The sequence below is a fragment of the Qipengyuania sp. 902 genome (genome assembly GCF_051195295.1).
Lineage (GTDB): Bacteria > Pseudomonadota > Alphaproteobacteria > Sphingomonadales > Sphingomonadaceae > Qipengyuania.
This window is the reverse complement of the sequence record NZ_JBNJLJ010000003.1, coordinates 250,395-262,783: the sequence shown is the minus strand read 5'-3', so window position 1 is coordinate 262,783 and position 12,389 is coordinate 250,395. Positions and strand designations below refer to the sequence as shown.

The 12,389-nt window shown below is 63.4% G+C and carries 11 protein-coding genes; 4 read left to right on the top strand and 7 right to left on the bottom strand.

Annotation, left to right across the window (positions count from 1 at the left end):
• Positions 1–99 precede the first annotated feature (99 nt).
• The 6 genes from ACSH0F_RS10895 to ACSH0F_RS10870 all read right to left on the bottom strand — a co-directional run bounded on the left by ACSH0F_RS10895 (position 100) and on the right by ACSH0F_RS10870 (position 5,264).
• Positions 100–636 (bottom strand): hypothetical protein, encoded by a 537-nt coding sequence (locus tag ACSH0F_RS10895; protein WP_435202682.1) that lies wholly within the window; start codon positions 634–636, stop codon positions 100–102.
• Positions 637–837: 201 nt separating this feature from the next.
• The gene (locus ACSH0F_RS10890; protein ID WP_435202680.1) at positions 838–1,998 is read right to left on the bottom strand and encodes a CCA tRNA nucleotidyltransferase; all 1,161 of its coding nucleotides are present in this window, start codon (positions 1,996–1,998) and stop codon (positions 838–840) included.
• A 131-nt stretch (positions 1,999–2,129) separates the two neighbouring features.
• On the bottom strand, positions 2,130–2,729 hold the full coding sequence (locus ACSH0F_RS10885; RefSeq protein WP_435202678.1) for a CoA pyrophosphatase: 600 nt from the start codon (positions 2,727–2,729) through the stop codon (positions 2,130–2,132).
• Positions 2,726–3,274: a DUF1285 domain-containing protein gene (locus tag ACSH0F_RS10880; RefSeq protein ID WP_435202676.1), complete on the bottom strand. Its 549-nt coding sequence runs from the start codon at positions 3,272–3,274 to the stop codon at positions 2,726–2,728. The genes ACSH0F_RS10885 and ACSH0F_RS10880 overlap by 4 nt, the downstream gene beginning before the upstream one ends.
• Before the next feature lie 201 nt (positions 3,275–3,475).
• Positions 3,476–3,997: a GNAT family N-acetyltransferase gene (locus ACSH0F_RS10875; protein ID WP_435202674.1), complete on the bottom strand. Its 522-nt coding sequence runs from the start codon at positions 3,995–3,997 to the stop codon at positions 3,476–3,478.
• Between the two features lie 79 nt (positions 3,998–4,076).
• Entirely contained in the window at positions 4,077–5,264 is a 1,188-nt protein-coding gene (locus tag ACSH0F_RS10870) for a PQQ-dependent sugar dehydrogenase (RefSeq protein WP_435202672.1), read from the bottom strand.
• Between the two features lie 19 nt (positions 5,265–5,283).
• Here ACSH0F_RS10870 and ACSH0F_RS10865 point away from each other — a divergent pair, with 19 nt between their 5' ends.
• Together ACSH0F_RS10865 and ACSH0F_RS10860 are read left to right on the top strand one after the other, a co-directional pair.
• Entirely contained in the window at positions 5,284–5,913 is a 630-nt protein-coding gene (locus ACSH0F_RS10865; RefSeq protein WP_435202670.1) for a ribonuclease HII, read from the top strand.
• On the top strand, positions 5,910–6,824 hold the full coding sequence (locus tag ACSH0F_RS10860) for an oxidoreductase (RefSeq protein WP_435202668.1): 915 nt from the start codon (positions 5,910–5,912) through the stop codon (positions 6,822–6,824). Before ACSH0F_RS10865 ends, ACSH0F_RS10860 begins: the two co-directional genes overlap by 4 nt.
• A gap of 13 nt (positions 6,825–6,837) precedes the next feature.
• Here the strand turns inward: ACSH0F_RS10860 and ACSH0F_RS10855 are convergent, their stop codons facing one another.
• The gene (locus ACSH0F_RS10855; protein WP_435202666.1) at positions 6,838–7,536 is read right to left on the bottom strand and encodes a sulfotransferase family protein; all 699 of its coding nucleotides are present in this window, start codon (positions 7,534–7,536) and stop codon (positions 6,838–6,840) included.
• 257 nt (positions 7,537–7,793) lie between these two features.
• On the opposite strand from ACSH0F_RS10855, the gene ACSH0F_RS10850 reads away from it, so the two are divergent.
• Both ACSH0F_RS10850 and ACSH0F_RS10845 read left to right on the top strand, forming a co-directional pair.
• Positions 7,794–8,954 carry a site-specific DNA-methyltransferase gene (locus tag ACSH0F_RS10850; protein WP_435202664.1) on the top strand — a complete coding sequence of 387 codons (1,161 nt, stop codon included), beginning with the start codon at positions 7,794–7,796 and terminating at the stop codon, positions 8,952–8,954.
• 150 nt (positions 8,955–9,104) lie between these two features.
• Positions 9,105–12,167 (top strand): TonB-dependent receptor domain-containing protein, encoded by a 3,063-nt coding sequence (locus tag ACSH0F_RS10845; RefSeq protein ID WP_435202662.1) that lies wholly within the window; start codon positions 9,105–9,107, stop codon positions 12,165–12,167.
• Positions 12,168–12,389 lie beyond the last annotated feature (222 nt).

The following is a 12,389-nucleotide window of genomic DNA, read 5'->3' as shown; positions in this document are numbered from 1 at the left end:
GCGCAGATGCGCTTTCCGCGCGCTACATAAACAAAAACCGGAAGCGCCCCCCTGCGCTTCCGGTTCTGTTTTCGATCCCGAAAGGGTTGGTGTCCGGCGTTATTCGCCGGTGGTGTCGCCCTCGGCAGGCGCAGCGGCCTGCGACATGGCGGCATCGATCTGCGCATTCGTCAGGCGGGCCATCAGGCCGTGGTCGGTCGCATCGAAGTGCGAGCGCAGCAGCGTGACCTTGTTGGCTTCGTCACCACCGCGGGCGATCACGACATTGTCGCCATCGACTTCGACGACTGTGCCGAGCGGCGCGTGATCCGCAGCCATCGCTTCGGCGCCGACGGTCAGCGCGGCGTCGCGCTTGGCAGCGGCTTCGGCCAGCTGCGCGTCGACCATGCCGTCGATCTGGGCCTTGGTGACCGTGATCGTCGGGCCGGTTTCGCCTTCGCCATACATGTTCACGGCGAGCGGAACCTTGTGTTTGCCGGTGTCGAGCACGGCCTGGCCGTTCTCGACGGCCACGATGGTGCCGACTTCGCCGCCCTGTGGGCCATACACGGTGGCACCGGCGACGACCTGCTCGTTGGCGAGGGCAGGGGTGGCGGCAAGAGCGACGGCGGCAACGGCCAGCTTCGCGAATTTCATATGATCAACTCCAAGACTTGGTTTTCGAAACTTGCGGTTCCGCCACGCGCCAACGCGCATCGAAGCCGCTTGAAATGGAAAAGGGCGAGCAACCTTTCGCAGTCGCACAACCCGCCGAGCCCCTCCGGGACACGGCTGCCCTATGGCACATTCGGCCAAAAGTGGCAAATGCAGGCTCTTTATGCTGCGGTGCAGCTTAAGCTAGGCTGAAGGGTCTTCGCGCCGTACCAGTTCTTCGGAAAGCAATTCTTCCACGCGGTCGCGATCGGGAAATTCCTCGCCAATCCAGCGGGTTTCCACGGCTCTCAGGATGCGAGCGACTTCCGGTCCTGCGCCGACACCTCGTGCGACGATTTCGCCGCCCTTGAGCGGTAATTCGGGTATCTCCCAGCCCGCCAACGCCTCGGTACTTGCTCCAGACAGAAGCAGGCGATCGATCGCGCAGTCCGCGCCTTCGCGATAGGCCAGTGCCCTCGGCGCATCGACATCGGCGGGTTTGCGTTCGGCTGCACAGACCAGCCGGGCGCGCTGGGCTTTCGACAGCCGGAGCCGCGCCGCGACCGCCTCTGCGATGGTCGGGATCGGCGGAATCAACGCCGCGAGCCTTCTGATGCCCTCGGGCGCGTGGCCTTGCGCGGCCTCGCTCGCGACGAGCGCAATCAGACAGACGATTTCGTTGCGGCGGGCTTCCGGCAACACGACGCCGAGCACGCCCAGCTTCTCCATCAACTGCACCGTCGCGACCGGATCGGGGAGGGACAGGATGGCCAGCAATTCCATCGCCACCCGCTCGCGGCTGAGGCCTTTGAGCGTTGCCGCCAAATCCTCACATGCGGCGACGGCTTCCTCGTCCAGCGCATCGCCGAAGCGGGCCTGGAAGCGGAAATAGCGCAGGATCCGCAAATGGTCCTCGCGGATCCGCTCGCGCGCATCGCCGATGAAGCGCACGCGCCGCGCCGCTAGATCGGCCAGACCGCCGAAATAATCGTCCAACTCCAGCGTCTCGGGATGGGCGTAGAGCGCATTGATGGTGAAATCGCGCCGCGCAGCGTCTTCGCGCCAGTCGTCGGCGAAGGCCACAGTCGCGCGGCGGCCATCGGTAGAAACATCGCGACGCAATGTAGTCACCTCGACAGGTCCGCCGTCGAGGATTGCGGTGATCGTGCCATGGTCGATACCGGTCGGGACGGTGCGGATGCCCGCCGCGCGGCATTTGTCGATTATCGTGCCGGGGCGATGCGTTGTGGCGCAGTCGATATCGTGCGGTTCGATGTCGAGCAGTGTGTCGCGCACGCAGCCGCCGACCCAGCGCATGCTGTCGGCACCCAGCGCCTCCACCAGTTGTGCGAGGTCATCGCGCATCGTCCAATTTGTCTCAGGTAACCTTGCCAAAACAAACTCCGTTTGCCCTGAGCTTGTCGAAGGGCGGTCCTTTTCTTCTGAACCCGCGGGTAAAAGAAGTGCGGCCCTTCGACAAGCTCAGGGCGAACGGATCAGGGGGCGTCGAGCCACGCGATGCGCCGCGACAGGTTCCAGCAGATCGCCGCGGTCACGCCCCAGATGCGATAGCCCTCGTGATCCATCTCGAGATATTCGCGCATCGCACCTTTCCAGAACACTTCGTTGCGGTCCCATTGCGATGCATCCATCAGCTTGTCGAGCGGGCATTCGAACCAGCTTTCGACCTCGCGCGGATCGGGGCGGATGGGCAAATCGTGCGGCACCGTCGCCAGCACCGGGGTGATGTCGAAGCCGGTGCCGGTCTGGTAGCGATCGGTCGTGCCGATCAGCCTCACGTGCTCGCGCGGGATGGCGAGTTCTTCCCACGCTTCGCGCAGGGCCGCCTCGACCGCGTCTTCGCCCTCGTCCAGCTTGCCGCCGGGGAAGGCGACCTGCCCTGGATGGTCGCGCATGGTGCGCGGGCGCTGGGTCAGGAGGACGGTCGGGTTCTCCCGCTCGGTCACCGCGATCAGCACGGCAGCATCGGCGGTGCGGTCGAGATCGGCGAAGCGCGCATCCGACATCAGCGGGCCTACATCCTGTTCATGCCCCTGCTCGAACAGTTGTTTCAGGCGATCGAAGATGGCGCTCATTCAGGCAGGAGAGAGAAGGTTTCGCCCCCGCTCGTCACGGTGAAGTCGCCGCCTTCGTCGAGCGCGATCTGCGCCAGCTGCTCATAGGTCGAGCGGTTGAGCCGCGCTTCGCAGCCGCGCCGGACGTGAACGTAGAGCGCAGGCTTTTCCGGGTCGCCCGCGGCGCGGATCGGGTTGTCGGTACCGGCAACTACGACATCGTCGGTATTGGTGCGGAAGACGAGGTCGCCATCCTTGCGCGAGACATCGGTGGCGATGAAGCAGGCGTCCTCCACCTCGATCGACAGCTTCTGGTAGGGCACGACCAGCCAGTAGCTGCCGTCGCCCTCGCGGTTCAGGAGGCCGGAAAAGGCGCGGACCATGCCGGGCCGCCGGATGGGCGAGCCATCGTGATACCAGGTCCCGTCCGCCGCAATGCGCATGTGACTGTCATCGACATTGTCCGGCGACCATTGTTCGACCGGCGGCAGCTTGCGATCGGCCACCGCCTGCGCGATTTCGGCGAGCGACATTCCGGCGAGTTCGGGAGGCGGGGTGTAGGGCATTGGAAATGTGGTGGCAGAACGCGCGGTAGGACTCAATGCAGGTTTTGGTTGCGTGCGGTCAGGACATTCGTCCCGACCTTGCTGTGCCGTCCCACGCCCCCACCCGGCCACCCAAACAGTATAGTGCCGTGGGTGGCCGGGTGGGAGCGTGGGACGGCACAGCCGAAAGGGAAGCGCGGATGCGCTTCACGCACGCAAGAACTATTCTACCCAAGGTCCAAGCATCCCCTCGGGCGGGAGGATCGCCGGATTGCCCGTCCGCGCCAGCAAACGGTGCTTCTCGAACGGGCCGGGGCAGTGCCAGCCGCCGGTGTGATCCGCCACGAAACCCCAGCGCTCGTAATAATCGGGATCGCCGATCATCACCTGCGGGAGCGGGGCTGCGCCGTCATCAAAGCCCGCGTCGATCGCACCGAGGCTCGCCGCCATCAGGGCTTTGCCGAAGCCTTCGCCCTGCCGCCCCGGCATAACCGCGACAGGACCGACCATGATCATCGGATGCGGGCGGCCCTGCGGGTCCGTCAGCGCGACCGGCCACAGCTGGATCGTGCCGGCAAGATAGTCCTCGTGATCCAGCACGGCGAAGCTCAGACCGTCGAGCCACTCGACCCCTTCGCGAATGCGATAGGCGGTGCGCGCGTGGCGGCCCTCGCCAAACGCAGCGTCGAGCAGGTCTTCGATCAGCGCCGGGTCGATCGCGGACAGGGGAACCAGTGTCGCCATGGGGCGGGGCGCTTAGGCGCGCCTTGCTGCCAAGTCGATCAACTTTGGCTTAGGGCCGCAGAAGTCAGGCCGCGCGCCATCAGGACGGGCGCAGCTCCAGCAAGCGGCCGCCTTCGCCATCTTCGAGCACCCACAGCGCGCCGTCGGGGCCGTAAACGACCTGGCGGATGCGGTTGCCCATGTCGTAGCGGGCGACTTCGCGCGCGGTCTCACCGTCGAAGGCGATCCGGATCAGCGCCTGCGTCTTCAGGCCGGCCACGATCAGATCGCCGTCCATGCCTTCGAACAGATCGCCGTAATAGAACACCATATTCCCCGGCGCGATTACGGGCGACCAGCTGATGACCGGCTTGGTGAAGCCGTCGTCGGCCGTATGGTCGGGAATATTCGAGCCATCGTAATTGTCGCCGTTGGAGCGGACCGGCCACCCGTAATTCGCCCCGCGCTGGACGAGGTTGAGCTCGTCGCCACCGGCGGGACCGTGCTCGATCTCCCACAAGCGACCCGCGCTGTCGAAATCCATGCTCAGGATGTTGCGATTGCCGTAGGTCCAGATCTGGTCTGTCGGGCTGCCCCGGTCGGCGAAGGGATTGCCCGCCGCCGCGCTGCCATCGAGATTGAGGCGCACGATTGTGCCCAGCGTGTTCTCGGTATTCTGCGCAGGGTCCTGCTTCTGCCGTTCGCCGCTCGAGACGAACATATATTGCTCGTCCGGGCTGAAAACGATGCGGTGCGAATAATGGCCGCGGCCCGTGACCTTGGGCGCCTGCCGCCAGATGACATTGAGATTGCTGACCGAGCAGGCGGTCGCACTGGCGCAGTTCAGCTGGCCACGCCCGACCACCGCGCCGCGCGTGTCGCCTTCGCCGGCCTCGGCCCAGCTGAGATAGATGGTGCGCGTGCCGACGGAACTCGCGCTTTCGGAGGGCAGGAACGCCACATCGCCCAAGCCGCCCTGGCCGCCGTAATCGACTTGCGGCAGACCGCTGACGGTGATCACGCGGTCGTTATCGGTGTTGTAGATCTTCGCAGTGCCGGGCTTTTCGGTGATGAACAGCATCGGCGTGCCGGGGATGAAGGCAGACGCCCAGGGTTCGTCGAATTCGCCATGCGATGTGATAGCGAAGTCGCCATCGAATTCGCCGTCCACGGTGGGCGAGGGCGTCGAGGCCGTCTCGCCGCCATCGGTGGAATAGGCGTTGCCGCAGCTTGCGAGCAGGGCGAGGGGCGATAGGGTGGCGAAAAGGATCGAAGGCTGCTTCGTCATAGGTAAGGCTCCCGTGTCTATGTTCAGTGCAACACCCGAAGGCGGACTTGGTGCCGTGCCGCTGATCGTCGGAGTGGACGAGGCCGGGCGCGGCCCGCTCGCCGGGCCGGTGGTAGCAGCTGCCTGCGTGCTGTGCTGCGAACCGCCGCAAGGGCTGGACGATTCCAAGAAGCTCTCGGCGAAACGCCGCGCGGAGCTGGAGCCGGCCATCCGCAAACGCTGCGCCTGGGGGGTGGCGGTCATCGAACCGGATGACATCGACCGGCTCAACATCTTCCAGGCAACGATGCTGGCGATGACACTGGCGACGGCGCGGCTGGTCGAGGTGCTGCAACTGGAGCCTGCCGAAGTGTTGGTCGACGGCAACATGACCCCGCACGGTCGGCGCGAGGAGTGGCGCTGGCCGCAAGTACGCGCGATCGTGGGGGGGGACGGCAAGGAAGCCTGTATTTCCGCTGCCTCCATCATCGCCAAGGAGCATCGCGACCGGATCATGCGCGATGCCGCCACGGCGCACCCGCATTACGGGTGGGAGCGCAACATGGGCTACGGAACGGCCGAGCATCTCGAAGCATTGCGAACATACGGACCGACGCCGCTGCACCGCCGCAGCTTCGCGCCGGTATCGCAGATGGAGATGTTCGCGTGAGCTTTGCCTATTCCGACGTACCCGACCAGAGCGGCAAGACCGCCATCGTCACCGGCGCCAATACCGGCATCGGGCTGGAGATCGCGCGCGGCCTTGCGCGCAAAGGCGCCCGCGTGATTCTCGCCTGCCGCGATGCCGACAAGGCGACTGCCGCGATCAAGGAGATCGCCAGCGGACCGGAGCAGGCGGATCTCGATTTCCTCCCGCTCGACCTTTCTAACATGGCCTCGATCCGCGAGGCGGCCAATCTGGCGAAGAAAGAGCCGAAGATCGACCTGCTGATCAACAATGCCGGTATCATGATCCCGCCGCTGGGCCATGCCATCGGCGGGACAGAACAGCAGTTCGCCGTCAACCACCTCGGTCATTTCGCTCTGACCGGCCTGCTGCTCGACAAGCTGGCGAAAGATGGCGGCGCGCGCGTGGTCAGCCAGGCCTCGATTGCGCACAAGGGTGCCAAGATCGACTTCGACAATCTCGATGCGTCGCAAGGCTATTCGCGCGCAAAGTTCTACGGGCAGAGCAAGCTTGCGAACCTGCTCTTCGCCTTCGAATTGGACCGCCGCCTGCGTGCTGCGAATTCGCCTGTCACGTCCATTGCCTGCCACCCGGGTGTCGCGCAGACGGAGATCACCCGCCACCTTGGCGTGTTCGGCAAGCTCTTCGGCCCGACGGTCGGCTTTTTCCTCAACACGGCCGAAAACGGGGCCGTGCCCGCCTTGCAGGCCGCGACCGACCCCGAAGCCGAGGGCGGAGAGTATTACGGTAGCTGGGGCCTGCGCGAGATGAGCGGCGCGACGTCCGGCAAGGCTTACGCCACGAAGACCGCCCGCGACCCCCTGCTCGCAGCGCGCCTATGGGCGAAATCGATCGAACTGACCGGCGTCGATCCGGGGCTAGCACCCGCGTAGTTTCTGTTGCCAGTCAGGCGGCGAAAGCCTTGGCGCGCAGCGTCTCGATATAGGACTTGCCGAAGCTCTCGGCCGCATCGTCGTCCTTCGCCATTCCGCCTTCCTGTTCGTTCGCAGCCGTGATCTCGTCGCGGCTGTTCACGCGTGGGAAACGCTCCGGCGGCACCGGCGCGTTAAGGAATTGGCAGAGCGGCTCCCATCCCTGCTTGGGATGGAAGACCAGCAGCCGCTCTTCCGGCACGGCATCTATGATGGCGGCGTTGCGATCCTCGAACCATCGGGTCATGAACACCCGGTCGCGAATGTCGCCGCCATGGAAATGGTCAAAGATCGTGCCCTTCATCATGTCTCCGGTCGGGGTGCCGACCAGATGGGCCTGCATGTCGTCCGAGAAGATGGTCTCGCTGACGGATTCGAACCAGCTGTCCGCATCGCGGACCGTCAGCAGCACTTTCGCCTGCGGATAATTTGCGGCAAGCTCGCGCCAGTAGGAGGCCGACGGATAATCGACGGTCGAATGAAAGCCCCGGAAGATTTCGTCCCAATCCGGCCTGCCCGCAACCGCGTCCAACCACAGCGGAACCTGCCGCCGCGCGTCTGCGAACAGTTCCGCCATGTGGAAGCACGGCCCGAAGCCGAGATGCTCCAGCGCGAATTTCATGGTGACGGTCGCCGTTCGCCCGACGCCTGCTCCGATAACCTTTAATGTCATGAGATCCTCCCGGTTAAAGCGACCCGGGCTGTCTGGAAGCGCCATGATTGCAGGATTTCACGGCGAGTCGAGTCTTCCCGGCCACACCCCCATATATCGAGTCCGCGGAATCCGTGCGGACTCAACATCTTGTGGGGGACTCCTTTCGTTCTCCCTCACCTCCGCAACATCTCGCGCGATAGGCAACCCACAAGCTGCTTGACGGCGGACTCGTTTGGACTCACCCTGTGGATAACTAACGCCAAGGGGACGGACAAATGGGGGTCATCGAGACCGCGAAAACGCGCGCGCGGCGCGTCGAAAAGGCAGTCGAGCTGCCGCTGGAGCAGCCGGGTGCGCTGCCGGCCACTCTACCCGTAGGCCGCATCCTCGATGGCGATTGCGTCGAAGCAATGCGCTCCATTCCGAGCGCCAGCATCGATCTCGTCTTCGCCGATCCGCCCTACAACCTCCAGCTCGGCGGCGATCTCAACCGGCCCGATGGCAGCCATGTCGATGCAGTTACCGACGATTGGGACAAGTTCGATACCTTCAAGGCATATGACGATTTCACGCGGGCTTGGCTGGTGGAGGCCAAGCGCATCCTTAAGCCCGACGGCGCGCTGTGGGTGATCGGCAGCTATCACAACATCTACCGTGTCGGCGCGATTTTGCAGGACCTGGGCTTCTGGATCCTCAACGACATCGTCTGGCGCAAGTCCAACCCCATGCCCAATTTCCGCGGCACCCGCTTCACCAATTCGCATGAGACGCTGCTGTGGTGTTCGCAGGGCGAGAAGGCGAAGTACCACTTCAACTACCGCGCGATGAAGACGCTCAACGACGAGCTCCAGATGCGCAGCGACTGGGTCCTGCCGATCTGCAATGGGGCGGAGCGGCTGAAGGAAGGCGGGCACAAGGTCCACCCGACGCAAAAGCCCGAAAGCCTGCTCTACCGCGTGCTGCTTTCCACAACGGAGAAGGGCGACGTCGTGCTCGACCCGTTCTTCGGCACCGGCACCACCGGCGCGGTTGCCAAGCGCCTGGGGCGCCAGTGGATCGGTTGCGAGCGCGAGGGCGTCTATCGCGAAGCGGCGCTGAAGCGGATCGAAAAGGAACTCCCGCTCGACGAAAGCGCGCTCACCACGATGCAGGCCGGCCGCAGCGCCCCCAAGGTGGCCTTCGGCGCGCTGGTCGAGAGCGGTTATCTCAAGCCCGGCACCGAAGTGTTCGACAAGAAACGCCGCTGGACCGCGACGGTCCGCGCGGACGGCTCGCTCGCGTGCGGCAAGCAGACCGGCAGCATACATGGCCTCGGCAAGGAGCTACAGGGCGCACCCAGCTGCAACGGCTGGACCTTCTGGCATTACGAGAACGGCGGCGAGGTGAAACCGATCGACGCCGCGCGGCAGCTCTATCTGCTGGCCGTAGAAGATTAGCCGGTCCGCTTGTGTGGCGGAAAAGTCGCACTCACAGGTGCAAAATCGCGCAAGGGAGGTTTTTCGACCAACGGCCTTGCCTCGCACATCCATTTTGGCTGTTAGCGCCCTCATTCGAACTTTCCGAATTACGATAATCGAGGGTTACATATGAAGTTTACGCCGATTGCCCTGAGCAAGCGCTCGATGCTGGCAAGTGCAGCCGTTCTTGCGCTCGTCGCGCCCATGACCGTTCAGGCGCAGGATGCCGCCGAAGACGAAACCTGCATCGACGAAGATGCCGACGGCGATTGCGACGATGTTGCCGGCGCGGTCGAGCAGAATGCCATTGTCGTTTCGGGCACGCGTATCCGCACCAACGAATACGATTTTGCAAACCCGGTCGTCGCCATCGACGACACGGCCATCCAGAACAGCGGCGTTACGAACCTGACCGACTTCCTCACGGAAGCTCCGGCTCTTACCGGTTCCTACACGTCGAACGACGGTTCGGGTGCCAATGCCGGCATCGGCGGGGTCGGCCTCAACCTCCTCGACCTTCGCAACCTCGGAACGCAGCGTACCCTGTTGCTGATCGACGGCCGGCGCCATGTCGCTTCCGTGCCGGGTTCGTCCTCGGTCGATACCAATACGATCCCGATCGACCTGATCGAGCGCGTCGATATCGTCACCGGTGGCGCCTCCGCCATTTACGGTGCCGACGCGGTTACCGGCGTGGTGAACTTCGTCACCAAGCGCGATTTCGAAGGCTATACGGTGCGCGCGCAGAGCGGCATCAGCGAGGAAGGCGATGGCTACACCGGCTTCATCTCGGCAACCGTCGGCACCAACTTTGCCGGCGGTCGCGGCAACATCGCCGCGAACTTCGAATACGGGCACGACGACAATCTGCTGCTCTCGGACCGCCGCGAATTCGGACCCAGCTTCCGCTCGTTCTACGACAATCTCGACGACCAGGCTGCGGGTGACGATCCGAACGTTCCGGACTTGATCCTGGCATCGGACGTCAACTATCTGGATTCCAGCCCGATCGGTGCGATCGACGTGGACGGCGACTTCCTGCCCGATTTTCTCGGCGATGGTCGCCCCTATATTCCCGGCACCTTCCTGGGCAGCTTCTTCGAAAGCGGCGGTTCGGGCACTCCCGTGTCGACCTACAGCGGAGAAATCCTGCCGAAGATCGATCGGTACATCGGCAATCTGCTTTTCAGCTACGAGCTGACCGACAGCATTCGCTTCTTCGCGGAAGGCAAATATGCTCGGGTCGATTCGGAATCCTTCGGCCAGCCGACTTTCGATTTCTTCATCGGCGTGCCCACCGATAACCCGTTCATTCCGGACAACATCAACGATCCTGCAGTGAACGTCTTCGACGGTCTCGGCATCGTTCTTGTCACGGGTCGCGACAATCTGGACCTTGGCCGCCGCGGCGAAACCAACCGCCGCGAAACCTATCGCGGTGTCGCCGGGATCGAAGCCGACGTCACCGACACGATCCGTTTCGACGCTTCCTATGTCTACGGCCAGTCGGATGCGACGGTCCGCCAGACGAACACGCGTTTTAACGACCGGTTCTATGCGGCGCTCGATGCAGTTGACGAAGGCGAATTCCTGACCGGTACGCCCAACGGCAACATCGTCTGTCGCTCGAACCTCACCGGCGATGCGACCAGTTCGAACCAGAACGTCACCGGCGCATTCTTCTTCGACGATTTCGACCAGTTGTCGTTCACGCCCGGCGCGAACAGCGGCTGTGTTCCGTTCAACATCTTCTCGAACGCTCAGGACCCGGCGTCGCTGGCCTTCATCAACACGACCGCGGTCGACACCAGCACGGTCAAGCAGCATGTTGCCACGGCGGCATTCAGTGGCGATTTCGGTGACGGCTTCGCGCTGTGGGGCGATCCGATCGGCTTCGCGCTCGGCGGCGAATATCGCAAGGAAATCAGCGAAAGCATTCCGGATCCGGTCAACACGACCGGCCTGACCTTCGGCAATGCGCTGTTCCCGGAAACGGGGTCCTTCGACGTCTATGAAGGCTTCGTGGAAGTGCGCGTGCCGATCGTTCAGGATCGTCCGGGCTTCTACGATCTTACCGCGAACGGCGCCGCCCGTGTTTCGGAATATTCGACTGTCGGGACCACCTTCACCTATCAGGGCGGCCTGGTCTACGCTCCGGTTCCCGATTTCCGGATCCGCGGCACGTACGCCCAGGCGGTTCGGGCGCCGAACATCGGCGAACTGTTTGCTCCGTCCAACCAGACGTTCGCATTCATCGACGATCCCTGTGCCTTCGACAATATCGACAACGGCAGTGCAACGCGCGAAGCGAACTGTACCGCGCTTCTTACCAATCTCGGCCTGACTCCGGCCCAGATCGCAGGCTTTACCGGCGATGCCGGGACCAGCCTGCCAGGTCTCAGCACCGGTAACGTCGATCTGAGCGAGGAAACTGCCAAGACCATCACCGTCGGTGCCATCTTCCAGCCGAGCTTCATTCCGGGCCTGGTCATGTCGGTCGACTATTACGACGTGGAAATCGAGGATGCGATTTCGACCCCGACGGCCAACACGCTGCTCGAACTTTGCGTCGATGCAGATACGCTGGATAACGAATTCTGCGACAATATCGACCGCACCCCGGTCGGCGCCGGCTTCGATCCCAACGATGCAGGCGTGGTCCGGGATTTCACCCTGCGCCCGCAAAACGTCGCGGCCTTCTCCACCAAGGGCGTCGACTTCTCGGTACGCTATCGTCAGGCGACCGATAATCTGGGGACGTTCAACTTCAGCGTGATCGGCAACCACCTGATCGAGCTGAAGACCCAGGGCACGCCCGGAGCGGATATCGTTGAAAGCGCAGGCGTCCGCGGCTCGCCGGAATGGCAGGTCAACTTCGACTTCAACTGGACGCTCGACAACTTCAACCTCAATTACGGCATCAACTATTGGGACGAGACGCTTCGCTTCGCGCGTGCGGATATCGAGGCTGATCCCGATATCGTTGCGCCGGAATATCTGAAGATCGACGCCAAGTTCGTGCACGACATGCAGCTGCGCTGGACGACGGACGACGACATGAGCTTCTACGTCGGGGTGAATAACATCTTCGACCAGGAACCCGATGTCGGCCTGACCTTCTACCCGGTCAGCGCGCTCGGCCGGTTCTTCTACGCCGGCGTGCGGATTTCGGGCGACCAGCTCGGTTTCTGATCGATCCGTCCAGAACGTTAAGAAAAAGGCCCCGGTTTACGCCGGGGCCTTTTCCATGAGACGCTTTCTGATCGGAGCGTGTATTGTGTCTTGCCTCTGCCCGAGGGGCAGCATCTTTGGCTGATCGGCCTGACCGTTTATGCGGTGCGAGCCTTCATAGGATGAGCGCCATTCATGCAGAGGCGTCTGAAGAGGTGACACTCGCCGCTCTTATGTTAGAAA